A 26424-nucleotide genomic window follows, 5' to 3' on the forward strand; every position below is an offset into this window, starting at 1 on the left:
TATTCTTTTAACCAAAAAAATATTATGATACTTTTTAAAACCATATATGCACTACAAAAAAGACAGGTATTTCTCTTACTGTTATTTATGAACATATGCTATATACCATTAAAAGCACAAGAATTTTTCCAAGTTATGGAAGAAGAAAACGTCAAAATAAAAAAATTAGAGCGCATAGGAAAACGTCATTTTGAAAATAGAGATAAAGGAAAAGGAAGTGGTTATAAGCTATTTATGCGAAACCTATATTGGGCGAAGAGAAATGCTGACACTAATGGATATATAATAAGTGACCGCAAAGTAGTAGATGAAACTGAAAAATTTCTGAAAAACACAGAATCATTAAATAAAAATGCTCAACAAAATAGTGGTTGGACCGAACTTGGGCCTTTTAACTGGACACGTACCAGAAGCTGGTCTCCTGGATTAGGGAGAATTACAGCAATAGCTGTAGAACCAAATCAACAAAATACGATATATGCAGGATCTCCGGGAGGAGGGATCTGGAAGTCCACTAATGCTGGTCAAAACTGGAAACCCTTAGGAGATCAAATGGCAAATATGTCTATATGGTCAATCGCTATCGATCCAAATAACAGCAACATTGTTTATTTAGGAAATTCTGCAGGTCAAATTATGAAATCTACTAATGGTGGGAATTCCTGGTCACAAATTTACAGGGTAAGTGGTACACCGAGGACCATCCTTATTCACCCCAATAGTGATCTTATATTTATTGGTACTACTAAAGCACTTTATAGGTCCACCAATGGTGGTGCCAATTTTAGCAATGTTCTAAACACGCGTTCTGAAGATGTCGCCTTTAAACCTGGAAACACAAATATAGTGTACGCCTGCGGAACAAGTTTTTATCGATCTACTAACAGCGGAAGCTCTTTTAACCGAGTTACCAGCGGTATTGCTAGTAGTGAACGTATGAAGATGGCTGTGACGCCAGCAAATCCAAACGCTGTATATCTTGTACAGAAAAGAGGAAGCGGTTTTGGATATCTATATAGATCGTTAAACGAAGGAACCAGTTTTAGTATTCGTGCAAGTTATAATAATATTTCCACTGATCAGATTTATTTCACTCAGGCTTCTCGTGATATGGCTATCACCGTATCAGACACTAATGCAAATGAAGTTCATGTAGGAGGAATGAATTATTCCAGATCTTTAGACGGTGGTTCGAGTTTTACCACCTTAGCAACTTGGAGTTCTCCTGGTGATCGTTCCTATGTACATGCTGATATAGAAGTAATGCAGTATGTAAAAGGTTCCATATATATAGGCTCTGACGGTGGTATTTTTAGAAGTCGAGATAGAGGAAATAACACGACCGATCTTACCCAAGGCGGATTAGCAGTAAGACAATATTATCGCATTGGAGGTGCTAAAACGGATGCCAATATGATCGTAGGAGGTGCTCAGGATAATGGAACTAATATTATGAGCGGTTCTAATCGTCAATTTAAAGAATGGTTAGGAGCTGATGGAATGGAATGCTTCATAGATCATAAAAACAAAAATACTGTTTACGGAACTGTTCAATTCGGATCTCTTTATAAAAGTACTGATGGTGGAAATAGTATTGGAAACATAAGTAAGCCAGGAAACTTTAGTGGAGAATGGGTAACTCCATTTATGATGGATCCAATTGATAACAAAAAGATATATGTTGGTTATAACGACCTATACCGGAGTAATAATGGAGGTAGTAATGGCAGTTGGAGAAACATTACAGCAAATATCAATATTAGTGGTAAACTAGATGAAATCGCAATTGCAAACTCTAACAACAACTACATTTATATAGCTGAAGAAGGAAGAGTATGGAGAACCAAAAATGGGCAAAGTAATAATCCTTCTTGGACTGAAGTAAGTGATTTTAGAGGAGATGTAAACTTTATCTCGGTAGATCCTAACAATCCTGAAAGAGTAGCTATAGCAGCTACAGGATCCAGAGTATATATTTCTACAAACTCAGGAAATACTTGGACAAACATAAGAGGAAACCTACCTAATATTTCTGCTCAATGCTTAGTTTTTGATGACACTGCTGCCAATGGATTATATGTAGGAATGCAATCTGGAGTATATTATACGAATGACACTCTTGATTCTTGGATACCTTTCTCTACAAACTTACCAAGGGTACAAACCTCAGATTTAGAAATACACTATCCTACTCGAAAAATTCGTGTTGCTACCTACGGGCGTGGAATATGGGAAGCTGATCTTTTTGATGAAGGTACCGACACTGATGAAATCAATCCACCAAGTGAGTTAACATCGCAAATTAATCAAAATGATGTAACCTTAACTTGGGCAGATAATTCTAATAATGAAAATGGTTTTACTATTGAAAGAAGTAGTGGTAACTCGTTCGAAAGGATAGATTATGTAGGGACTGGTGTAACCAACTATATTGATAAAAACGTAGCAGATGGAATTTATTCATATAGAGTTAGAGCTTATGATGTAGATAGTTATTCTAATTACTCAAATTTGATACAGGTAGAAGTAGGAACTATTGTCAATCCTCCTGATATTATTGACAATTGTGAAGGTTGCGTGGTCTACGATACTAATAGTGAGGAAACGACAAATGCTGATCATGCCAAAGAAAAAGCAGCAGATGGTGACCCAAACACCTATTGGCACTCTAATTGGTACGATGATAACACATCTCATCCTCATTTTATTGCCATTGACCTTGGTGTATCGAGGGACTTAGTTGGATTTTCTTATCAAGGAAGACAAACAGGTACCACTGGAATGGTAAAAGATTATATACTTTTTGGTTGGGATGGTAATGCTTGGATTCAGTTATCTGCAGGAACTTTTCAGAAATCTACTTTAAAACAAACAGTAGAGTTTGACAATTTTAATTGTCGCTATCTTTATTTCAGAGCACTTTCTGAAGTCGATGATAAACGATGGGCATCTGTTGCAGAATTCACGGTTAGGTATAACACATCAGAACAAACCGATATAATGCCTGCAATTCAAAATACTGATACTACTCCACCATTGGTAGATCTTACCGATTTTGATGGAATCAAAGTATTCCCTATACCCTTTACAGATAAGATAACCATAGGTGGAATTAGCTCTAAAAAAACAGCTCGTTCCATTCAACTTATCGGATCAAATGGTGCTGTTCAGAAAACTAAAATTTCTATCAATGGAAAACAGGCAACAATTGATACACAGAAATTAGCAAAAGGCTTCTACATCTTAAAGATGCAAAAAGATGGAGTACAGAAAAATATAAAGATTCTAAAACAATAGTAAGTTATAAGCAATCGTCATATTTATGCTTTTTTAAAGTACAGGGTCAATACAATTTTGCTTTCGACTCTGTACTTATTTTATAGCAAGTTTATACACAACAAATACATTTTTTACTGCCCTTCCCACTCTCTATAGAACTGCTCTAAAAAGACCTCCATAAAACGATGTCTTTCCTCTGCTATTTTTTTACCAGTTTTGGTATTCATTCTATCTTTAAGTAACAATAGTTTTTCGTAGAAATGATTAATTGTTGGAGCGGTAGAACTTTTATATTCTTCTTTTGTCATAGTAAGATTAGGTGCTATTTCGGGATCATATAGGACTCTATTCTTGAATCCTCCATAATTAAAACACCTAGCAACTCCTATAGCTCCTATAGCATCCAGCCGGTCTGCATCTTGTATAACATCTAATTCGGGAGATTTAAATTTTTGTGAAGTATTTCCTCCTTTAAAAGAAATATTTTCTATAATAAGAACCACATGATCTATGATTCTTTTATCAACTTCTATACTTACTAAAAAATCACTTGCTACTTTAGGCCCAATAGTTTCATCTCCATTATGAAACTTAGAATCAGCAATATCATGAAGTAATGCTCCCAAAGAAACTATCAGAAAATCGACATCCTCATCTTTGGCTATGTTTTGTGATGTTTTAAACACTCTTTGGATGTGAAACCAATCATGTCCTCCTTCTGCTCCGTGAAGTGTGTTTTTTACAAAATCTACAGTTTTACTTATGATCTGATCTTCAATCATACGTATTTACCAGTTATTTAATCAATGCAGGTTGTACCCACTTAAATTCAAAAACTTCTTCCGGAATTACCAACCTTTCACTGATACGTTGCATTCTAGCCGGTAGTCTCATTACGAAATCACGCGCTTTTTCGGCATCATCTGTAAGATCTACTAGTTTATCAATTTCCCATTTATCTATCAGACGTTGCATAATGTCTATATAATCCTGAGAAGTATACACACCTAATCGTTGAGCTGCATTAGAAAACTCTTCAAAAGCACTACCAATCGTATTCCCAGATTCTCTTAAAAACACTGCTGGCATTACAATTTTATGCTTCATCATATCACTAAACGCGACCATCATCTGGCTAGGATCTACCTCAAAAATATTTTTTACAAATTCACTATAGGCATTAAAATGACGCATTTCATCACCTGCAATAATCTTACACATCTTAGCCAATGATTTGTTCGAATATCCTCTAGCTAACTTAGCCACTCGGCTATGAGAAATATTAGTTGCTAATTCTTGGAAACTAGTATATATAAAATTTTTGTACGGATCTCTATCTGTACCAATATCAAAGCCATCATTAATTAGATGTTGTGTAGTACGCTCTACCTCTATCATATTTACTCTTCCAGATAGATATAAATATTTATTTAAGGTATCCCCGTGTCGATTCTCCTCGCTGGTCCAATAACGAACCCATCTAGACCAACCATTTCCTCCTTCTCCTTCGTGTTGATTAACTCCCTCAACGTCCATTAACCAAGATTCATAGGTAGGTAGCGCCTCTTCTGTAATCGTATCTCCTACTAAAACTACCCAGAAATCATATGGAAGTTCTTTCGCTAATTCTCTTAGCTCTTTAACCTCATCATAAAAAGTGTCTTCATTCTGAGAATTAGGTAAAAAATCGGTAGGCTGCCATACCTTATCTATGGGAATCAAAAATCTATCAATATAGGATTCGATTTTTTTCTCCAGTAATTGCATTACCTCTAGTCTTATGTTATCTATAGCCATGACTATGTTTTTACGTTTTTATAGTTGAGATCACTCTCTTTTCTGTGATATTCAATACTTCTTCTATTGATAATCCTTGTGGTTCAATAGGCTCTTGTACTTCTAGCGTAAGATGCACTCCTATTCCCATCGGGAAATTACCATATCGCACCAGTTTCCAACTATTATTAATGGTCACCGGAACGATCAATGCATCCGCAGCCCTCTTCATCAATATCTTTAAACCTGTATGCGCAAACTCTTTTGGTTGTCCGTTTCTACTTCTCGTTCCTTCAGGATAAATAACCGCTGCAAACTTGTTTTCAGAAATATATTTTCCGAAGTCAGAAATTGCAGGTATCGATTGTTTCGGATTCTTTCTATCAATTAATGCATGTCCTCCATGCCTTAAATTAAAAGAAATACTTGGAATTCCTTTACCCAATTCAATTTTTGAAATAAATTTTGGCTTATGGGAATGTAAATACCAAGATATTAAAGGAACATCAAACATACTTTGATGATTCGAAACAACAATCAAGGAACGGTCTTTTGGTAACTTATATTGGTTTTTAAAACTTATCCTTACCCCTAAGACATGCAAACATCGTAATAAACAAAGATTCATCAGGTTTATTACACCTCTATGGCTTTTTGCTCCACCTAATTTGACTCCAAGCCACTGCAATGGTTGAAAAACACACAGTGTTAATCCAAAAAATAAATAGAAAACTATCGAAAGCGGATATGAAATTATCCTTTTTAAAGCCCCCATACCTTCTCTTAGCAATTAATAATTTTTGACTTGTGTTACCATTGTGCAAGGTCTGATATTATTTTTAGTTAGCCAATTCTTTAGTCCATAAAATTACGATCACTAAAACATTAGGAAACAATTCTTAGGTTATAAATGATATCAAAACATAAACCACTTACAGCTGTAAGTGGTTTATCTATATTTTACAATCAACTTATAATAGTCTAGCAATGCTCATTATAAGCATCTTTTAAATTTTCTGCTATCATATCTGCAGGTCTTCCTTCGATATGATGACGCTCTAACATATGCACTAGTTCTCCATTCTTAAACAGAGCCATCGATGGTGATGAAGGAGGAAATGGCACCATAAATCCACGTGCCTTATCCGTTGCTTCACGATCAACTCCTGCAAAAACAGTTACTAAATTATCTGGTTTTTTATTATTAGCCAAAGATGCTTTTGCTCCTGGTCTCGCATTCGCTGCGGCACAACCGCATACCGAATTCACAACCACTAGAGTAGTCCCTTCTTTTGCAATTGCAGCCTCTACATCTGCTGCTGTTTGTAATTCATCAAAACCTATATTAGTTAGGTCTTCACGCATTGGTTTTACTAAATCTGCTGGATACATATTTCTTAACTATTTTTTTATTTAAAACTTTGATGCAAAGATACAAATAATGTACCACATCCTTATGACTGCCAAGTAGTCGGAAAAGATCTCTATTACTATCTTAATTATTATTTTTAGTAACAAAACTCCATAGTATCTTACTAATAGGATATAAATGAATTTGTGTAAATAATTGAATTATCTTTACACCTTCAAAATTGACTATGAATGATTAAATGGATTGCTGCTTTGGTAGGAGGTGTATTTTTCAGATTCCCTGGAGCGATACTAGGTTTTATTTTAGGCAGCTTGTTTGATGCTACAAGAACTAAAGGAAGTAAGGGTTTTACTCAAGTATTTACTCAGGAAAAACAAGTGAGTCCGGGTGATTTCGAACTTAATTTACTTTCTCTTTCATCTATCGTAATAAAAGCTGATGGTCGCGTTAATCAAACAGAACTAGATTATGTACGACAATACTTTGTAAGCGCTTACGGTAAAGAACGTGCCAATGCCACCTTTAGAACTTTTAACGAAATCATAAAAAATAGGGAGATTTCTGCTCAGCGAATTTGTATGTTTCTAACGCAGCGCACCCAATATGCTGCTAGGCTCCAAATTCTTCATTTTCTTTTCGGAATTGCTAATGCAGATGGAAATGTAAGTCAAGCTGAAGCCATAGAAATTCAAAAAATGGCTGGTTTTATGCGTGTGAATTTTAGTGATTTTGAAAGTATCAAGGCAATGTTCTTTAAAACTGGGGATCACGCCTATAAAATTCTGGAGATTGAAAAAACTGCTTCTGATGCCGAAATAAAAAAGGCATATCGAACAATGGCAAAAAAATACCATCCAGACAAGGTACAGCATATGGATCCAGTTCATATCAAAGGGGCTGAAGAAAAATTTAAAGAAGTGCAAAAAGCTTACGAACAGATTCAAAAAGAGCGGGGTATGATATAATTAGTGGTTCCTTTTCAGAATTAAACTATTAATTGTAACTTATTTGGTTTAATAATTGATGCTAAAATAATATATGTATAAGCTGGTATTTCTTATTTTATTTGGCCTACTATCTTTTTATCAATCCAATGGTCAAGACTTCGATAGGATTGATTCTATTGTGAGTCTATATCCTAAAAAATTTAAGACTTCAAAAAAACTTGCAGATCAAATTTCAAAAGATTTTGATTCTGAATTAGATAAGGCGAAAGCCGTATTTTCCTGGATAACAAAGAACATATTGTATGATTATAAAGAATCTGGAAAATATTATACCGATTATGCTAATTCATATAAATCAGTTCGCCATAATCCTTTCCCTAGTTTTCGCTCCACTAACTATATGGATTATGACAAAACAAAATCAGGATCCAAAAAACATTTAAAGACTGAAAAAAAATACAGAGAAAAAATTTCTAAAAGAGTCATCTCAAATGGGACCGCTGTTTGTGAAGGTTACACTCAACTTTATAAGGATCTTTGTGATCATCTTGAAATTACTTGTTTTTATGTATTAGGAAAAGCTAAAAATCAAATAAATCACATCGGAAAAGAATATCGGATCGATCACGCATGGAATATCATAGAAATTAATTTTAAAAAATATTTAATTGATGCTACTTGGGGAAGTACTGGGTATTATGACATTGACGCTAAAAAATTCGTAGAAAAACCTAATTATTTTTATTTTGGAACAGCTCCTGAAGTATTCATAAAAGAGCACTACCCTGATTTTTACGAGAATAGTTTGTTAACAGAAAGTATTACCAAAGAAACATTTTCTGAAGCTCCATTATTCTATAACCATAAAAAATCCCAAGATTTTAATTTAATTACTCCTTCTTCAGGAATCCTTAAGAAAGAAGATAACACCATTCAGAAGTTTGTTATTGAGTATAAGGAACCTGTATATTCTATTATTTATCTAATCAATAACACACAATTCAATTATACAGGAGAAATAGCATACAATGAAGGAAAAATTGGACTCGATATTGATCTAACTACTATTCCTAATGCTAAAGAACTTATCATTGTTATAAATGAAATCCCAATGGTTGGTTTTAAAATAGAATAAATCAATTTTATTTAAGGAACCTTTTCCATATTATTTTTAAGAACTTTGCTATTGGCATAGTCGACATAATTTTTATATCTTCTAAAAAAGACGTTTCTTCATCTAAAAACTTAAGAATCTTGATTGTTTTGTTTCTTCTGAATAACCTGGAAAACAAGGCTGCTCCGTTTTGATTTTCTTTTGACAAAAAATCCAGTAACCATAAATCATAGTACCAGAATTTAGTTCGCTTTTCGAATCTAGATAGGTCATTATTCTTCTTAAGAAACGCAACAAGTTTTTTTACTTTTCTCTCAGAATTACGAAATGTAAAACCGGTGCTGGGTTTTGTCCATCCTCCCGCTGTTCCTATGTGAAGTATATTCTTAGAATTTTGTTTTCTAAATTCGTAGCAGGTCATTGGAATACAACCCTTCTCTTTTTCCGTAATTTGATATTCTTTAATTCCTTTGGACTCTAAATATACTTTGATTTCCGTTTCATATGCTGATTTAGAAAGAAGTTCTTTAGAGAATAATGTGTATTCAAACAAAGCTTCGGTTTCTGAAGTTGGCAAAAAGTACATAAACCGTGTATTACCTTTCTGATCTACCTTAAAATCCATAAAAGTAGCTGTGTCTATTTCAAAAATAGGAGTTTCAGTCTTTATGAACCATCCAATAAAATGCTGATTTAATAGCGGATATCGTTGTTGTGTTTTATACGCTGAAGATAATAGAACACTATTGAAAACTTTATCTCCTAAGTATTTTCTTTTATCCGTTTCTACCTCTACAATGTCACCTTCATCAACAAGACCAATCAACTTTTCTTGCACCAAAGTGACATTAGATTTTTCCTGTAAAAATGTAAAAACAAAATTATAAAAGTCCTTGCTTCGAATGAGTTTGTACTTATAAGGTGAAATGTCTTTGGTATCTGAAAAATCTTCACTACCAAAGAAAACATGACTCCATTTTTTTGAAACTACAGCATCCCAAACTCCTTTTTCTTCTTCCCAAAAACACCAGGTACGATCATTTTGATTTTTTATCTCTTTATCTATTAAGAGTATCTGTTTTTGATCAAAAAAACCATCCGTCAACATTTGATATACCAGCATCAAACCCGATGCACCTGTACCTGTAATGATGTAGTCATACTTTTGCATCTAATAGAATAAAAATGTGGTAAAAAAGATAAATATAGCTAGGAAAACATGAACCGATATGCCATAATGTAAGGTTTTATAAACTTTTTGAAATAAAAGATGTGCTATAAATGCAGTGATCAGCCATCCAACATAATTTTGTAAAGGAACTACTCCATTTTCAAACTCCCAAAAATCAAATCTTGGTGCGGAAACTTCTATAATAACATCTAGAGCAACCATTAGTACTGCTCCAATAAATGAGGAAACTACTGCACTAGGATGTATTTTTTTCGAAATAGCCGAAGTACAATACACTAATAAGGCCCAATTCGCTCCTATAATCCAGGGAACTCCTAAAATCTTAACACCTAAGTTTTCGCCATATTGATAATTCCCAAAAATTAATCCATAATTCACTCCTAAGTATTCTGTAATCATTCCTATACTAAAAGGAATTAATAATCCTAAGATTAAAAACTTATTGAATTTAGAATTCCAAATAATCAACCCTAAATACAACAACAAATTAAGAGGAGTCAAAGGCAAAAACCAATCATCATATCCAATAAGAATCCCTATAATTCCTGAAATATTGAATAACCAAATTAGTATGATAGAAATAAGTAGTTTTCTTTCTGCACGCATGTTTTTAGGATTTAAAATCTTTCTGGATTAATTCGGAAACTATTTTTCCAGACAATAAGCATAATGGAATTCCGCCACCAGGATGAACACTGCCCCCGCAGAAATAAAGATTCTTAATTTTTTTTGAAAAATTTGGATGTCGCAAAAAAGCGGCATATTTATTATTGCTACTAGAACCATACAACGCCCCTTGATAAGATTGGGTATTATGCTCTATACTTCTTGGATCCAAAACTTGTTCTGTTTGGATTAATTCCTCAATATTACTTTGTAAGATTCCTGAAAGTTTATCCAGAATATTTTTTCTAGATTGATTGATGACCTCATCCCATTCTTGCCCTTCATTACAGGGAACATTGATCATCACGAACCAGTTCTCACATCCTTTCGGAGCATCATTTAATTCATTTTTAGATGTAATATTGATGTAAACAGTAGGATCATTAGAAACTTGTTTCTTTTCGAAAATATACTGGAACTCTTCTTTATAGTTTTTTGAGAAAAAGATGTTATGCAAATCCAATTCAGGAAACTCTTTTTTTATCCCCCAATAAAAAATCAACGCGGAACTTGATCTAGGTTGCTTCAGTGTTTTCTCAGGAGGTTTCTGATCAGGTAATAGTTTCCGATAAGTTGGAACTACATCCATATTGGACACTATGACATCAGCTTCCAGGTACTTATTATCTATTGTAACTCCTGTTGCCTTTTTCTTTTTTATAATGATTTGATCTATTTTGGATTCAAAATGAAAAGTAACACCCAAATCAAGGGCTAATTGATAAAGACTTTTAGTAATACTATGCATTCCTCCTTTTGGAAAAAAAGTTCCATAGTACTGTTCTAAATGAGGAATCATAGACATAATTCCCGGTGTTAGATACGGTGAAGATCCATTATATGTTGCAAATCGATCAAAAAACTGAACCAGCTTTGGGTCCTTAAAACTACTGATATTATGATTATGCAAATTAGTGTTAATCCCTAAATTTCCTATTCTTGTAATAGCTTTTATAGTATCAAAAGATAAATACGTGGATAATTTATGTAGGGATTTTTCTAGAAATAGAGATGAAGTTAAATCATATTTCTGTTTACTATTTTTAAAATATCGAAGTATTTCTGTTTCCTCTACATCAAATATCTTTTCTGCTTCAATTGCAAATTTTCTGGCATCCGCCAAAGCTGAAAATCTAGTTCCATCTTCATAAAAGTAATTGCAAACTACTTCTTTCTTTGAATACTCAAAATAATCCGAAACTTTCTTCTTAGAATTAGTAAATAACTCAGTTACAAATTGTGGCATTGTAAATAATGAAGGTCCACAATCGAAACGATATCCATCTGTCTGAATTTCAGTTAATTTACCACCAGGATACGTATTGGTTTCATAAACCTGTACATCAAAATTTTGGTTACGCAAACGAATTGCTGCTGCAAGTCCCGCAATACCAGATCCTATAATTATTACTTTCTTATTTGACATATTCTGCACGTAAAGATATTAGTAAAAAACAGAAAGTGATTATATTTTGAATAATTTGGTATGGTTTTTTATATATCTTTAATAGAAAATATATGTCTAAGCACATTTTCTTAATAAATTTACTAATTTGAAGGATAAAAAAATTAAAATTAGAGGATTAGAATTATCAGATAAATCACAGCTAGCGAAACTTGCTAATAATGAAAATATCTGGAATAATTTAAGAGACTATATTCCTCATCCTTATCATGAAAATGACGCAGAATCTTTTATTAACTTAACAAAATCGCAAAATCCAAAGCAAAGTTTTGGTATAGAATTTAAAAACGAACTTTGTGGTGTAATAAGTTTAATAATACAAGAAGATATTTACCGAAAATCAGCTGAAATAGGATATTGGATTGGCGAACCCTATTGGGGAAATGGAATTGCTACAAAAGCTGTAGCTTTAATTACCGAATATGGATTTGAAAAATTAAATTTAATTAGAATTTTTTCTGGTATATTCGAGCATAACATAGGGTCTATGAAAACCTTAGAGAAAAACGGATATAACAAAGAAGGAATATTCCAAAAAGCTGTTGTTAAGAACGGTAGAATTCTAGACGAACATAGATATTATATATTAAACAAAAACCAACAATAAAATAAACACCTAATGATAATGAAACGATTCATCTATTTACTTTTAGTTTTTAGCCCTCTTTTTATAAAAGCTCAAGCTCAAAACACTACAAAAAAGGTAACCCCTCCTAAAATAATTACGAAGCTAAAAATAGGTAAGAAGGTTAATTTTAAAACTAAAAGTATCCAATTTGTAAAAGTAATAGAAGATTCGCGTTGTCCAACTTATGTTACCTGCGTTTGGGAAGGACAGGCAAAAGTTATCATTGGGATATATGAGAATGATACTCTTTTAGAACAAAAACTAATAATTATAGGAGCAAAAGGAATTACACCTAGTAATAACAAAGAGATCTTAAAATCTGAGGATCAAACGATATATGGATATAATCTAAGTCCACATCCTTCTGGGGATCAAAAAACAGATCCTTCTGAGTATTATTTAGAAATGGTTGTTAAATAAATAATAGTGATTATTTATTACTTTATGTTTTTTGTTAAATCACTAACTAAGTGGTTTGTTTAAATATTTAAAAAAATGCATTTTAGATTCCGTTTCCAACAGGATTCATTCTACCAAGCATTTTAAATGCGTTTTTCAAACTTTTTAAAATCGGGTTTCATTAACTTTACAGGATGATTTCTAATAAAGCTAAAGCTCATATTGCATTATTATGTGTTAATATGATCTATGGAGCCAATTATCTTATCGCAAAAGGATTAATGCCTGATAAAATAGGTGCTTCCGCTCTGGTTTTCCTTAGAATTAGTGGAGCTGGACTCTTGTTCTTTATCCTAAAGTTTTTTATCAAAGAGCGAGTGATAAAAGAAGATATTCCAAGATTACTACTTTGTGGATTATTAGGTGTCGCTACAAACCAATTCTTCTCTATGAATGGGTTGAGTTTGACTTCTCCGGTAGATGCGGCCATTATTGTTACTGCGATGCCCATATTTACAGTCATTATTAGTTACTTTATATTAAAAGAACCACTAACACTAACACGGATTATTGGTATATGTATTGGTGGAAGTGGAGCTGTTTTACTCATTTATTTAGGCAACTCTGGTTTAGGAACAGGATCCTTAAAGGGAAATATATTTGTAGGTATTAATGCATTAGCATTTGCGTTCTACTTGGTTCTTGTAAAACCACTAATGGTAAAATATAAACCTATCACTGTTATTGTTTGGACTTTTTTCTTTGGTTTTATCTTTATGTTTCCTTTTTGCATTAGTCAATTACTGGATACAGATTTTGGATCCTATGAAACTTCTAATTGGATATCCTTATTTTATGTGATAATTGGACCCACATTTTTAGCGTATTTATTAAATGTGTTTGCCTTGCAGTTTGTAAAACCTACAGTTTCTAGTAGTTATATATATGTACAACCGGCTGTGGCAATGTTATTAGTTGCTGGTATAGCATATTTTGTGGTTAATAGTCAATATCAAGGAGATATTACTGTTACCAAACTGTTATGCTGTGTTTTAATTTTTATCGGTGTGTATTTGATCAGCAGTAACGGCTCTGTAAAATGGTTACGAAGGAAATAGGTTATACCATTTCAGACTTAAAATTACCTATAATATTTACTCTTTTTAATGAGATATTTTACCAACAAACTTATCGGAATCACAATTCCAATTGCTAATACTGCATATAGAATCCCCAGATTTAGAACAAAATGTAATAAAGAGAATGTAAAAAATAATAATAGAAAAAATAACAATCCTCCTCTTAGATCCGAAATGAACTGCTTTTTATTTGACTTATAATCAAACCAGTATGCTATTAAAATAATTATAGTTGTCATGATTCAATTAGTGACAACCACAACCACCTTTACCACAAGAACCAGGTATTTTTTTATTTACCGAAGAAACTCGAGGCTTCCAAAAGAACTTTTTTATCAAAAATCCTATTGCTATTGCAAATACGACAAGTACTAATATGTTTTGGATAAGAATATTCATATTTAATCAGTCGAATAAAGATACAAAAACTAATATTTTTTATTTTAAAACTTGATATGCTATTAATGCCACGCTATATGCTAAGATACTCATAAATATAAGTTGTACCATCGGCCATTTCCAACTATTCGTTTCCCGTTTCACAATAGCTAAGGTACTCATACACTGCATAGCAAAAGCATAAAATAACAATAAAGAAATTCCACTAGCCAAATTAAATAAAGGCCCTCCAGTTACCGGACTTATCTCAGCGGCCATTCTGTTTTTTATCGTTTCCTCCTCATCACTACCCACACTATAAATTGTAGCAAGTGTTCCTACAAAAACCTCTCTAGCAGCAAAAGAGCTAATAATTCCTATCCCAATTTTCCAATCATACCCGAGAGGAGCTACAATTGGTTCAATAGCCTTACCAGCATAACCGATAAACGAATATTCTAATTTGTAAGATGCTGTTTTTTGATCTAATTCTTCTTGAGAAAGATCTGTATATTTTGCGGCTATGATTTCTTCAGCATTATTGAAGTTTTCATTAGGTCCAAAACTCGCCAGCACCCATAAAACGATAGAAATTGCCAAAATTATTTTTCCGGCTCCAAAAACAAATGCTTTTGTTTTTTCGACCACATTAATCACCACATTTTTAAATAAAGGAATCTTATAACCCGGCATCTCAATAACAAAATAGTTTTTGCTTTTGATCTTAAGCATTTTATTCAGCAACCAAGCAGACCCAACGGCTGCTCCAAAACCGATAAAATACAATAGCATTAGTGTTAGACTTTGATAACTAAATATCCAACCTATTTTTTCATCAGGAATAACTAATGCAATAATTATTAAATATACAGGTAGTCTAGCAGAACAGGTAGTAAATGGAACCACCAAAATTGTAATAAGACGCTCTTTCCAGTTCTCAATATTTCGAGTAGCCATCACTGCCGGAATTGCACACGCTGTTCCTGAAACCAAAGGAACTACACTTTTTCCGCTTAGTCCAAAACGTCGCATTACTCTATCCATAAGGAACACGACACGACTCATATACCCACTTTCTTCCAGAATAGAAATAAAAAGAAATAAAAACGCTATCTGCGGTATAAAAATTACGATCCCTCCTAATCCTGGTATAATACCTTCTGTAATTAAATCTACAAACGGTCCTGATGGTAGTGCAGATCTAGTTGCTTCACTTAGCCAGGCAAATCCTTCATCAATTAAATCCATTGGATACGATGACCAGTCATAAATCGCCTGAAATATTAATAATAAAATAGCAAAGAAAATGAAGTACCCCCAAAACTTATGTGTCAATACTCGATCCAGTTTAGCTCGCATTCCAGTTGCTGCTTTTTCATCAACTACTAACCCCTTTTTAAGAACCTCATTTATAAACTGATATCTTTTTATAGTTTCCTTTTGTTGAAATCTCTTCAATTCACTCTCGGATTTAATCTCAAAATCTGGGGCTACCGAAGGTTTCTGCTTATCAATTTTTCTAAAGTTTACATCTTGTGTAATTACCAACCAAAGTTTATAAAGTGACTGATTAGGGAATGCCTGCTTAAGTCTATCAAAATATTCTGGAGCAAACGTTAGTGCATTAACACAAGGTTTAGTCGGTAGAGAAGTATAAGAAAGAATTAGTTTTTTAAGTTCATCTATCCCTTCATTTTTTCTAGCACTTACCAATGCGATTTTAGTATTTAATTCTTTTTCGAGTAGAGGAATATCTAATGAAATTCCTTTTCTCTTCATACGATCTGCCATATTGATGACTAGAATGGTAGGAATCTCTAAATCTTTTATTTGTGTGAAAAGGAGTAAATTTCTTTTAAGATTTTCTACATCACTTACTACTATAGCCACATCCGGAAAATCTTTATCTTTTTTATTCAGAAGGATTTCTATGACTACATTTTCATCCAATGAGGATGCATTAAGACTATATGTTCCTGGTAAATCCAGTATATGAGCTTTTACTCCACGAGGTAATTTGCAAACTCCTTCTTTCTTTTCTACTGTAATACCAGGATAGTTACCGACTTGCTGGTTTAATCCTGTTAGCAAATTAAAAACAGATGTTTTACCTGTATTTGGGTTTCCGATAAGTGAAACTTTAATCTGCTTGGCCATAAAAAGTAATACTGTTAAATAATTTCAATCTCAATCTGTGAAGCAATTTCTTTACGAATGGCAAGATGACTGCCATTAATTGTAAGATACATAGGGCATTGAAATGGTGCTGTCTGTAACAACTGCACTTCATTACCTGGTAGACATCCCATTTCTAATAACTTAAGAGGGATAATATCCGAGGTTATTTCCTTAATCAACGCACGCTGACCTTTTTTGAGATTTGCAATAGTAAGTTTCAAGTGTTTATTTAGATTAATTTTAAACAAGGCAAAAGTAGTGGAAAAATATGTATTGAAAAAGCTATCTTCTGGAAAAACAGATAACAAATAGTTAAAAAACAACCTTTACGCTTTCCCTTTACTATATAGAACTTTCAAAATCACAGTTTTTACACCTATCCATAATAGGGTGAATCACCCAAAATCAGTCCGAAATCTTTGAATTTCAAAATTCTCGGACATTCATCGATGCTTCTACTTATAATTTCGTCCTATCTAAATTTAGAAAAGGCGGAAACTGAAAAGCCTTACAAAAGAGTAAGTACACAATACCTTATAAAACCTTACAATAATGAAAAATTCAAAATATAGCTTTTGGTTGTATTCATTTGTCTTGCTTCTGTTTTCTTGCGAGAAAGCTGATGTTAATGAATCCAAAACCAATAGCTTAGAACAGCATTCCAAAATTTCGGATTCTAAAGCTAAAATCACCTTATCAAATGGAAATATAGTTCGCTTTCAAAAAATTGATGATGGAGAACTTAAGGGAACCTTCATATTAGAAGAAAGTGATTGTAATGAATGCTCTGTATTAGAAAATATTACTAAACTCGCAGGAAAAGAAGTATCAGAGCAAGAAGTGTTCTGGGCTCTTTCTGAACCAGGAACTCAGGTTCCATCTTTTCTAAAAATAAAACATGGAGAAACATTAGCTAAAAATAGTGAACTACAGGAACAAGGATGGGCAAGAGATGTAGCAGTCGATTTTCCTATTGGTAATGAAGGCAATCCTACTCGGGTAATTGCTTGTAAGAATAGTGATTTTACAAGTTCAATTGCATATGGATTTTTAGGAACCCCAGAATTTGTAGCATTAGATAAGACGCCTAATAATTATTTTGGTTTTATTAATGATTGTGCAAGTATACCGGCTTCATACTGTAATAAAGGACCAAGATATAAGCTCCATGCTGTAATGAATGGAATCAAAAAATGGAAAGGTAAAATCTGTAGTAAAGCGATTCAAAACAGGGACAATGATCATATTGCCTCCAATACATCTGGAGGTTTTTGTCAAAGCCCTCCTTGCGATGCGTATGTGGGCCCTGAATTATACTTTGAATATTACTCTAATGGTAAGTGGAAATCAATGAAAAACCCGAACGGATTATATCCTGAAGGTTTCGAAGTTCCTGCAAATACAACCAAAGTATATACATATTCCTGGAATACAAAAACGAATACCTCTTTTCGTTTACGCGTAAAAAATGCAATGAGTAAAGATCAATTCGATTTTATGATGGATAAACCAGATCCAGTGATTGATCCTCCAGGAGGAGGTGGAAACCCTCCTACTCCCGAAGATTTTCCTCAATTGCCAGATTATATTCAATTATCTTATGGAACTCAGGGGATGCAAAACTATCGTATTGAGTTAGATTTCACGAATATCATCGATGATAAACCTACTATCAAAATACCAGTTCAGTTTTTGCCTACACTTCCTGAATATGATGGAGAAGTAATTTTTCCAAATAATTTCTGCGGAATCAAAGTATCTAAGGCGTCGCGTTTTATTTGGCTCGATAATGGAGGTCAAGTGGTAGAAACTCATCCCTATAACTATGTTCCAGAAAACACATCTGTTCAGTCATTATTTGGCAATGAATATTATTTGAATAGTGGACAAGGAATAAGATTAACGGGGCCTATTGGAGCTTGTGAAGAAGCTAATGAAAATTGGGTATTCCCGTTCCCATTAACCCAAACAGAAACAGTAATGAATCAACCTCTTAAGCTAGTGATAGAGTTAGAACAAGATTCTGAAATTGAGTTCCTTAATTACAATATCAAACCTCAGGAACCTCTTGATATTGATGAGTTATTTGAGGAAGTTGATTTTAATGAACTTATAGAATTCTTTAACGAAACATTTTATGAAGGATTCCAAGAATGGATTAATGAAGTGTGCGATGAAAATCCCGCTGATTGTCCACTACAGGAATAATACATCTGATTCATTTTAATAATAAATCTATTTACTTATTGTCACATTAAACATTCAGGTGTTTAATGTGACATTTTATTTTTCTTTCTTTAAAACTGCTATATCTTCCAGTAAACGCTCTATTTCTTCTTCATTTGTACCATCATAAAAACCACGAATACGTTTCTTTTTGTCGACTAAAACGAAATTTTCTGTATGTATCATATCATAAGGCCCTCCATCACCATTTGTTTTTGCAACCAAATACGATTTTCTTGCTAAATCATAAATATGTTTTTTATCTCCTGTAACTAAATTCCATTTTGTATCATCCACTCCCTTTTCTAAAGCATATTTTTTTAGCTGAGGCACACTATCTGTTTCAGGAATAACAGTATGTGATAATAAAAGTGTTTCCTGATCATTCTTTAATTCCTCTTGGATCTTTTTCATATTCCCTGTCATTATCGGACAAATCGTCTGACAGGTGGTAAAGAAAAAATCAGCTACATATATTTTATTGTGATAGTTTGCTTGGGTTACTTTCTCTCCATTTTGATTTAACAAGCTAAAATCCGTTATTTTATGATATTTTCGAACATGTTGTACCGTACTATCAACCAATTCTATACTCACCATATCCGGTTCATACACTCTAAGTACACGTTTTGGTTTTAGAATAGAATAAATAATAGAAATAATAATCGCGGATAGAATAAATAAAACTATGGCAAAGAATTTGTACTTAGAAAAAAATCGAAGCATACTGATATTTTAGAGTTGCAAAATTACGAGGATTATCTTTTACAGAATTATAGTTTTCCATAAAAAAATATTAAAACCACAATCTGTAGACTAGATTTCTTTCATAAACTACTCTAAAAGGTTACTTTTGCGTGATTTAATTTTGAATAAGACCATATGAGTCCCATTATTGTAAAAGCATTACAGCTACTATTAAGTTTGTCTCTTCTAATCGTTCTTCACGAATTAGGGCACTTTATTCCGGCTAAATTATTTAAGACTAGAGTAGAGAAATTCTATTTGTTTTTTGATGTAAAATATTCACTATTCAAGAAAAAAATCGGAGAAACGGTTTATGGTATTGGATGGCTACCTCTTGGTGGTTATGTAAAAATTGCCGGGATGATCGATGAAAGCATGGACAAAGAGCAAATGGCTGGTCCACCTCAACCTTGGGAGTTTAGATCTAAGCCAGCGTGGCAGCGACTAATTATTATGCTTGGTGGTGTAACTGTAAATATTGTTCTTGGTTTTTTAATTTATATGGCAATTATCTTCACCTGGGGAACTTCTTATGTATCTGTAGAAGATATTCCTGATGGTTATGAGGTTGCAGAGATTTTCGAAGGATTTGGATTTCAGGATGGAGATAGAATACTAAAAGTAAATGGAGAGGATTTCAAGGATGCTACTGATATTAATATGTATCTTTTTCTAAGAGATGTAAAAAACATTACCGTTTTATCCGCTGACGGAAATACAAAAACAATTGATATTCCAGAAAATATTGGTCAAACAATGTTTGAGGAAGGTGTTATGAAGCCATTTGGGATTAGAACCAAGACTGTATTGGATACAGTAGTGGTTGATAAACCTGCATATGCTGCTGGACTTAGAAATGGTGATAAAGTCACATCTATTAATGGAAAGAATATAACTTGGTGGCATGAATTTAAACAAGAAGTAAGTACTAACAAAGAAAAAGAAATTGATATTACCTACCTTAGAAACGGATCTGAGAATACTATTACTGTAAAAACTGATGAAGAAGGAACAATCGGAGTATTACCTGTTTTTTACAAAATAAACAGAGAAGAATACTCGTTTGGTCAAAGCATCAGCAAAGGGTTTGATTATAGTTATTGGAAGCTTCATGACTATATCGCACAATTTAAGTATGTATTCACAAAAAAAGGAGCCACACAGATTGGTGGTTTTGCTGCTATAGGGAATCTTTTCCCACCTGTATGGGATTGGGCTGCTTTCTGGAGTACAACGGCTTTTATATCGATTATTTTAGCTTTTATGAACATTCTACCTATACCTGCACTGGATGGTGGACATGTGATGTTTTTATTGTACGAAATTATAGCTGGTAGAAAACCAAATGACAAGTTTATGGAGTATGCACAACTTGTTGGTTTTGTAATCTTGATTGCTTTATTACTTTTCGCAAATGGTAATGATATCTACCGCGCAATTTTCGGAAATTGATAAAAAATTAAAAAAATCTTTTTGAGTATCAAAAATTAGTATATATTTGCACTCGCAAAAGAGAAAAACACTTCTCTCTTGTTAACCGAAATTCCTCCTTAGCTCAGTTGGTTAGAGCATTTGACTGTTAATCAAAGGGTCCTTGGTTCGAGCCCAAGAGGGGGAGCAAAATTAAGCCTTAACTTATTCAAGTTAAGGCTTTTTTGTTTTATCGCTTTTTTTATCCAACCAGTTATCCAGTAACTCTGTTTTGCTTGTTTCTATTATGTATTTGAGATTATCAATTTTATATCTTTAATAATCAAAATTAATGCAAGTTTGCTAATCTATGTAAGTATAGGTTTGATATTATTGTTACAACTATTAAAAATAGATTGACTAGTGTTATAATGAATGGATCCTTATGCGCTGTATGCGCTACAATAGCTGTTACAAAAAATAAAATAACTCCTACGTAAGCCCATTCCTTTACTTGAATTGGAAACTGAGGTATTATTATCACAATTAATGCAATAACTTTTAAGACTGCAATCTGTATTCTAAAATGATCAGGAAAACCTAATATTTTAACCCCTTGAATAGTTGGCTTATGGAACATGTATGTATAGGCACTCCATAAAAGAAATGCTGATAATAGAATCGTAGTTGACCAGTATATTGCTTTCATATTCTATAAAAAACTGTTCTTTATTTGCTGTACTAGTTTGTTTCCATCGGGGTCAGCCTGAGTTTTTAGTTTACAAAAGTCCTCTGCCCATTTAGAAGTACGCATACGTAAAGGTGGATTTTCACTTTGAGCCACTTTTAGTGCAACCATAGCAACTTCCAAGCCTGTTTGATAGACTTGTTCTTTGCTTTCATTTGCTCTTTGTTGATTCCCCGCTAAATATTTTTGAAATATCGGTAAATATTCGCCAGAAGCCAGATCGCCTTCTACCTTTGTTTTGTCAATTGCAGAAGTCATAAATTCTGTAACTATTCCTCCAGGTTCTAAACAAGTGATTTTGATATTAAAAGCATCACTAACATAGGTAGTTAATGCCTCCATAAAACCTTCTACTGCAAATTTAGCTCCACAATATAGTTCATTAAAAGGTTGCCCGACTAAACCTCCAACAGATGTTATATTGATGATCTGACCAAACTTTTGCTTTCTCATAAAAGGCAATACCGCTTGAGTACAGAAAACAACACCGTGATAATTGACTTCTGTAACCCATCGAATTTCATCCTCTGTAGCATGTTCTGTAGTTTTAGCGAAACCTGCTCCCGCGTTATTAAATAAAATATCTATTTTTCCGTCATTTTCAATAATAGTATTTATAGCAGCACTGATAGTATCAACTTTTGTTACATCGAGTTGTAATAGTTCTATATTCAGATTTTCTTCTTTAATTCTCTTTCTAAGAATATCGGCCTTGGCAAGATTTCGCATTGTTGCGTACACCTTGTAGTCGTTTTTCGCAAAAAGAATAGCACTTTCTAAACCAACACCTGATGAAGTCCCGGTAATTAATACATTTTTAATCATAATTGTGTGAATATTTTGGAATGAACATTCATTCCAATGGTTAATTAAATTTTTTATTCCTTAATAGCATCCCAAGTCATTTGCATCTGACTTTTTAGAGATGTTTTCTTGGTTTTTGGTTTTATTGAATACCATCTTAAATAGGATAAAACAGCTCCACCAACAAACATTAATAATTCTTCAATTTCAATATTCTTAATAATATGTTCTTTTTTTCCTTGACTTAATAGTTGTAAAAAAGGTTCAACAGATTTAACACCTTCCTCTCTGCTTTCTTCAGTGATAATTGGAGAGGCATGAAGTTGTTCCATAAATTTAAAAAAGCTTGGATTCCCAATAAAAAATTCAACAACTGAAATAAAATAATTTTCAAATTGAGTTTTTATAGGTCGATCAGATTGAAACTCTAAAAAAACGTCTTTTTCCTTCTCTTTAATATCAACATAGATCCAATTGATTAATACTTCTTTATTTGGAAAATAATTGTAGATAGTTCCCATTCCAGTTCCTGCATCCTTAGCGATGGCGGACATTGGAGTATTATGAACTCCTTGGGTTGTTAAGAGTTTTAAAGCGGATGATACTATTGCCTGCTTTTTATTCACAGAACAAATGTATTAATCTTGGAATGATTATTCCAAGATTAATACATATATTTTCATTTTAGAGATGAATAGGTAATACTTATATCTAATCTATTATCACTGTCATTCTAATAGGAGAAGAAGGTTACGTTTGTCAGTCTGAGCCTGTCGAAGGCTAGTTTATTGTTTTATAATTTTTCCGGAATAGCTTTTATCAGCTATTTTTAAAATAGATAAATGACATCATTTTGTAGATATTATGAGGCAAAATCCTATAACTGTAATTTTTATGATATTCTAATAAATTACTTGATATCGTATTATTATAATTAGTTAACTCTAATAAAAATTACAAGAAATGTACTTCTAAAAAAGAAAATAGCACTGAGAAATATCAGTGCTATTCATTACTAAATTTATAAAAAATCTATTCTATTATTAAACAACAAGGTTCTTTCCAATCCTTTTCCACACTATGACTAACAGAACACCAGAAATGATGGTCCCTGATCCTAGAATCAATGATTCTTGTAGATTTCCATAAATAATATGCCCCGTAGTAAATAACACTCCGTATACTAGGAAACATCCTAGTAATAACGCTAAAATCCCTGATGGTACACTCCAACCTTCTATATTATTTATAAGTTCAATATTGTTTTGCTTTGCTTTGGCAATAACACCTTTCCAGCCAGGTCCTCCAGGTTGTATTTTTCTGTAGAAATTCTGCAAAACACTATCGCTTTCAGGTTTTGTTAAAAACGTTACACTTATCCACATAATGGTTGTTATGAGCACAATACAAGGAAGTTTTGCCCAACTTGGCATTATTGCATCATCACCAAATACATAATCACCAATTGATGAAGAAAATATTAACGAAACAATTCCCGAAATAATCATTGCAGAGATTTCACTCCAAGAATTTATTCGCCACCAAAACCATCTTAGAATAAAAATAAGTCCAGTTCCTGCACCAAACATTATAATGATATCAAAAAGTTGTTTTGCATTCTTAAGATATAATGCAAACAAAGCACTCAATACCATTAAAACAACTGTTGATATTCTTCCAATCATTACCAACTCTTTCTCCGATGCGTCTTTCTTTATCTGTTGCTTATAAAAATCATTTACAATGTAAGATGATCCCCAATTAAGATGTGTAGAAATGGTACTCATATATGCTGCTATAAGTGAAGCAAACACTAAACCTAATAATCCACTTGGCAATTTTGCCAACATCGCTGAATATGCCAAATCATGTCCTAATTTATCTTCGGATACGTTTGGAAAAGCCTCTTGAATACTAGCGATATCAGGAAATACTATAAGCGAAGCTAATGCAACTAATATCCAAGGCCAAGGTCTTAATGCATAATGCATTATATTAAAAAAGAACGTTGCTCCTATTGCATGATTTTCATTTTTAGCAGCAAGCATACGTTGCGCAATATAGCCTCCTCCTCCAGGTTCTGCTCCTGGAAACCAAGAACTCCACCATTGTACCGCTAATGGTATAATTAATAACGTGATGAGTGCTTCTTTATCATCAAAATCTGGTAATAAAGATAATTTATCAGACACATTAGGATGTTCCATCAAGCTTTTAAGCCCACCAACTTCTGGTATGTTCACTAAATAATATGCTGCTCCTATTGCTCCTGCAATCGCTATAAAAAACAATAAAAAATCTGTGTACACGACACCTTTAAAACCTCCTAGAGCACTAAAAACTACAGTAATTATTCCTGCATATACAATAGTCTCCCACGGTTCTAAACCGAGCATAATACTACCTATTTTAATCGCAGCAAGAGTAACACCTGCCATTGCAAAAACATTAAAAACAAGACCTAAATATAGAGCTCTAAATGATCTTAAAAAAACAGCAGGAGCACCACCATAACGTAACTCATAAAACTCAATATCTGTACTCACATTAGATCTCCGCCAAAGTTTAGCATAGATAAAAACAGTGAGCAGACCTGTAATTAAAAACGCCCACCACATCCAGTTTGAAGAAACACCATCTTTTCTCACTATATCTGTTACAAAGTTCGGGGTATCGGTAGAAAATGTAGTTGCTACCATAGAGAAACCTAATAACCACCAAGGCATATTTCTTCCTGATAAAAAGTATTCTGAAGTATTCTTTCCTGCCTTTTTTGATACTATTAAGCCTATCAAAAGTGTGGTAAGAAGAATAACTATTATAATTGAGTAATCAAGTGTACTTAGTTTCATGTGAATGTATTTGCTATATTTTTGGTTATGCCAATTGTACTAAAAAGGCTATTTTTTTATATTGTATAGAATTGGATTAAGATATTAGTTATTCATTAAATAGATTGCCTTTGTTTTTTAATATTTGTTTTTTAGCGTGAATTGAATAGTTTCGGCCTATGGGGATTCTTTTATCTCCAATCTCTACAAGATTACCAATAATCATTAAAGTAACACCCTCATCTAATTACATTAAAAAGAAAGTATATTATCCAAAAATAGAAATGGTACTTCTTCTTAATCACTCTTTTTGCCACAGAATGATCTTGATTTAGTTAAAAAATTGTGAAAAAGTATCATTAAATAACATAAAAAACAAAAAAAGTTTAGCCACAAAAACTTATGACAACAGTTATCTGCAGTTATATGTCGTTCATTATCAAAATGCTGTTGTTGAGATAAAAAAAAAAAAGAAAACCTTCAAACTATTAATTTAGAACAACACAAATAATCAATAAAAGGAAAACATGAGGCAAAAAAAATCACTTTATTTTTATTTTTAGTAGTTGGAGTTATCTCTCAAGAAAAAAAAGATGTCAGGGACAGTAACTGATATTGTTAACGAAACTCCCTTACCAGGAGTTAATGTGATCGTAAAAGGAACTTCTAATGGAGTACAAACTGATTTTGATGGAGCTTATTCAATTAACGTTTCTCCCGGAGACGTTTTAGTATTTTCATACATTGGATTTACGACTATATAAAAATCTATTGGTTCGTCTAATACTATTAACCCATTGAGCATTTAGGGAATATTAATTTTCAGGTAAGCTATAGTTTTGTTCTTTACATATTTTACTTCTGGATAACTTACAAACTTCCAAAGGCATACTGTCAATGATATAACAGCGTTGCGATTGATTCAACTTCATTACCAATGCCTTGCGAAGCGATTCTCTAAAAGAAAACAACCTGCGCTTCTTTCTATTGTAAACACTCCGTTCTATTTTGTGAGATAAATCAGAAGGCAAAATTCGAAAAAGTTGACATTCACTATCAATACGCATACATTCTGAAGTTAAATCAACAGCTATAAACTCTTTATCTCTCAGTTTAGGTTTACGT

Annotated in this window: 24 protein-coding genes and 1 tRNA gene; 10 read left to right on the forward strand and 15 right to left on the reverse strand. The window is 32.9% G+C overall.

The genetic code is table 11. The features are described from left to right. Nucleotides 1-24 precede the first annotated feature (24 nt). The gene (locus D1818_RS13140; RefSeq protein WP_118459464.1) at nt 25-3297 is read left to right on the forward strand and encodes a discoidin domain-containing protein; all 3273 of its coding nucleotides are present in this window, start codon (nt 25-27) and stop codon (nt 3295-3297) included. Nucleotides 3298-3410: 113 nt separating this feature from the next. On the opposite strand, the gene D1818_RS13145 is transcribed toward D1818_RS13140, so the two are convergent. The 4 genes from D1818_RS13145 to D1818_RS13160 form a co-directional block, all read right to left on the reverse strand. Continuing rightward, the gene (locus D1818_RS13145; protein ID WP_118459465.1) at nt 3411-4061 is read right to left on the reverse strand and encodes an HD domain-containing protein; all 651 of its coding nucleotides are present in this window, start codon (nt 4059-4061) and stop codon (nt 3411-3413) included. A gap of 13 nt (nt 4062-4074) precedes the next feature. Next, the gene (locus D1818_RS13150; protein WP_118459466.1) at nt 4075-5076 is read right to left on the reverse strand and encodes an acyl-ACP desaturase; all 1002 of its coding nucleotides are present in this window, start codon (nt 5074-5076) and stop codon (nt 4075-4077) included. A 10-nt stretch (nt 5077-5086) separates the two neighbouring features. Next, nucleotides 5087-5845, reverse strand: coding sequence for a 1-acyl-sn-glycerol-3-phosphate acyltransferase (locus D1818_RS13155; RefSeq protein ID WP_240338262.1), 759 nt, complete (start codon nt 5843-5845; stop codon nt 5087-5089). 191 nt (nt 5846-6036) lie between these two features. After that, complete coding sequence (locus D1818_RS13160) at nt 6037-6447, reverse strand: BrxA/BrxB family bacilliredoxin (RefSeq protein ID WP_118459468.1); 411 nt, start codon at nt 6445-6447, stop codon at nt 6037-6039. A gap of 210 nt (nt 6448-6657) precedes the next feature. Here D1818_RS13160 and D1818_RS13165 point away from each other — a divergent pair, with 210 nt between their 5' ends. Both D1818_RS13165 and D1818_RS13170 read left to right on the forward strand, forming a co-directional pair. Next, nucleotides 6658-7392 carry a TerB family tellurite resistance protein gene (locus tag D1818_RS13165; protein ID WP_118459469.1) on the forward strand — a complete coding sequence of 245 codons (735 nt, stop codon included), beginning with the start codon at nt 6658-6660 and terminating at the stop codon, nt 7390-7392. Nucleotides 7393-7465: 73 nt separating this feature from the next. Next, a complete protein-coding gene (locus D1818_RS13170; protein ID WP_118459470.1) occupies nt 7466-8509 on the forward strand; it encodes a transglutaminase-like domain-containing protein in 1044 nt (347 codons plus the stop codon). A 7-nt stretch (nt 8510-8516) separates the two neighbouring features. On the opposite strand, the gene D1818_RS13175 is transcribed toward D1818_RS13170, so the two are convergent. From D1818_RS13175 to crtD, 3 genes are read right to left on the reverse strand one after another with little or no spacing between them, the layout of a single operon-like run. Then, complete coding sequence (locus D1818_RS13175) at nt 8517-9659, reverse strand: lycopene cyclase family protein (RefSeq protein ID WP_118459471.1); 1143 nt, start codon at nt 9657-9659, stop codon at nt 8517-8519. Beyond that, the gene (locus tag D1818_RS13180) at nt 9660-10286 is read right to left on the reverse strand and encodes a carotenoid biosynthesis protein (RefSeq protein ID WP_118459472.1); all 627 of its coding nucleotides are present in this window, start codon (nt 10284-10286) and stop codon (nt 9660-9662) included. It abuts the gene before it with no gap. Nucleotides 10287-10290: 4 nt separating this feature from the next. Further along, complete coding sequence (gene crtD, locus D1818_RS13185; RefSeq protein ID WP_118459473.1) at nt 10291-11772, reverse strand: 1-hydroxycarotenoid 3,4-desaturase CrtD; 1482 nt, start codon at nt 11770-11772, stop codon at nt 10291-10293. Nucleotides 11773-11899: 127 nt separating this feature from the next. On the opposite strand from crtD, the gene D1818_RS13190 reads away from it, so the two are divergent. From D1818_RS13190 to D1818_RS13200, 3 genes are all read left to right on the forward strand, one after another. After that, on the forward strand, nt 11900-12418 hold the full coding sequence (locus D1818_RS13190) for a GNAT family N-acetyltransferase (protein WP_118459474.1): 519 nt from the start codon (nt 11900-11902) through the stop codon (nt 12416-12418). A gap of 18 nt (nt 12419-12436) precedes the next feature. After that, complete coding sequence (locus D1818_RS13195; RefSeq protein WP_118459475.1) at nt 12437-12859, forward strand: hypothetical protein; 423 nt, start codon at nt 12437-12439, stop codon at nt 12857-12859. A 173-nt stretch (nt 12860-13032) separates the two neighbouring features. Continuing rightward, nucleotides 13033-13956 carry a DMT family transporter gene (locus D1818_RS13200; protein ID WP_118459476.1) on the forward strand — a complete coding sequence of 308 codons (924 nt, stop codon included), beginning with the start codon at nt 13033-13035 and terminating at the stop codon, nt 13954-13956. 23 nt (nt 13957-13979) lie between these two features. Here the strand turns inward: D1818_RS13200 and D1818_RS25340 are convergent, their stop codons facing one another. From D1818_RS25340 to D1818_RS13210, 3 genes are all read right to left on the reverse strand, one after another. After that, the gene (locus D1818_RS25340; RefSeq protein WP_147406220.1) at nt 13980-14216 is read right to left on the reverse strand and encodes a hypothetical protein; all 237 of its coding nucleotides are present in this window, start codon (nt 14214-14216) and stop codon (nt 13980-13982) included. Between the two features lie 199 nt (nt 14217-14415). Further along, nucleotides 14416-16512 carry a ferrous iron transport protein B gene (feoB, locus tag D1818_RS13205; RefSeq protein ID WP_118459477.1) on the reverse strand — a complete coding sequence of 699 codons (2097 nt, stop codon included), beginning with the start codon at nt 16510-16512 and terminating at the stop codon, nt 14416-14418. 14 nt (nt 16513-16526) lie between these two features. After that, complete coding sequence (locus D1818_RS13210) at nt 16527-16754, reverse strand: FeoA family protein (protein ID WP_118463709.1); 228 nt, start codon at nt 16752-16754, stop codon at nt 16527-16529. A 331-nt stretch (nt 16755-17085) separates the two neighbouring features. On the opposite strand from D1818_RS13210, the gene D1818_RS13215 reads away from it, so the two are divergent. Then, entirely contained in the window at nt 17086-18741 is a 1656-nt protein-coding gene (locus tag D1818_RS13215; protein WP_118459478.1) for a hypothetical protein, read from the forward strand. Nucleotides 18742-18816: 75 nt separating this feature from the next. On the opposite strand, the gene D1818_RS13220 is transcribed toward D1818_RS13215, so the two are convergent. Further along, a complete protein-coding gene (locus D1818_RS13220; RefSeq protein ID WP_118459479.1) occupies nt 18817-19485 on the reverse strand; it encodes an SCO family protein in 669 nt (222 codons plus the stop codon). A 156-nt stretch (nt 19486-19641) separates the two neighbouring features. On the opposite strand from D1818_RS13220, the gene rseP reads away from it, so the two are divergent. Beyond that, a complete protein-coding gene (rseP, locus tag D1818_RS13225) occupies nt 19642-20958 on the forward strand; it encodes an RIP metalloprotease RseP (RefSeq protein ID WP_118459480.1) in 1317 nt (438 codons plus the stop codon). A 92-nt stretch (nt 20959-21050) separates the two neighbouring features. Then, nucleotides 21051-21124 (forward strand) — tRNA-Asn (locus D1818_RS13230). A 141-nt stretch (nt 21125-21265) separates the two neighbouring features. Here the strand turns inward: D1818_RS13230 and D1818_RS13235 are convergent. From D1818_RS13235 to D1818_RS13250, 4 genes are all read right to left on the reverse strand, one after another. Further along, nucleotides 21266-21625: a DoxX family protein gene (locus tag D1818_RS13235; RefSeq protein ID WP_118459481.1), complete on the reverse strand. Its 360-nt coding sequence runs from the start codon at nt 21623-21625 to the stop codon at nt 21266-21268. Between the two features lie 3 nt (nt 21626-21628). Then, entirely contained in the window at nt 21629-22489 is an 861-nt protein-coding gene (locus D1818_RS13240) for an SDR family oxidoreductase (protein ID WP_118459482.1), read from the reverse strand. 53 nt (nt 22490-22542) lie between these two features. Next, entirely contained in the window at nt 22543-23094 is a 552-nt protein-coding gene (locus D1818_RS13245) for a TetR/AcrR family transcriptional regulator (RefSeq protein WP_118459483.1), read from the reverse strand. A gap of 417 nt (nt 23095-23511) precedes the next feature. Then, nucleotides 23512-25320, reverse strand: a complete 1809-nt coding sequence (locus tag D1818_RS13250) for a sodium:solute symporter family protein (RefSeq protein WP_118459484.1) — start codon at nt 25318-25320, stop codon at nt 23512-23514. A gap of 572 nt (nt 25321-25892) precedes the next feature. On the opposite strand from D1818_RS13250, the gene D1818_RS13255 reads away from it, so the two are divergent. Continuing rightward, nucleotides 25893-26063, forward strand: a complete 171-nt coding sequence (locus tag D1818_RS13255) for a carboxypeptidase-like regulatory domain-containing protein (RefSeq protein ID WP_118459485.1) — start codon at nt 25893-25895, stop codon at nt 26061-26063. Nucleotides 26064-26424 lie beyond the last annotated feature (361 nt).

The organism is Aquimarina sp. BL5, from assembly GCF_003443675.1.
In the GTDB taxonomy this organism is placed as follows: Bacteria; Bacteroidota; Bacteroidia; order Flavobacteriales; family Flavobacteriaceae; genus Aquimarina.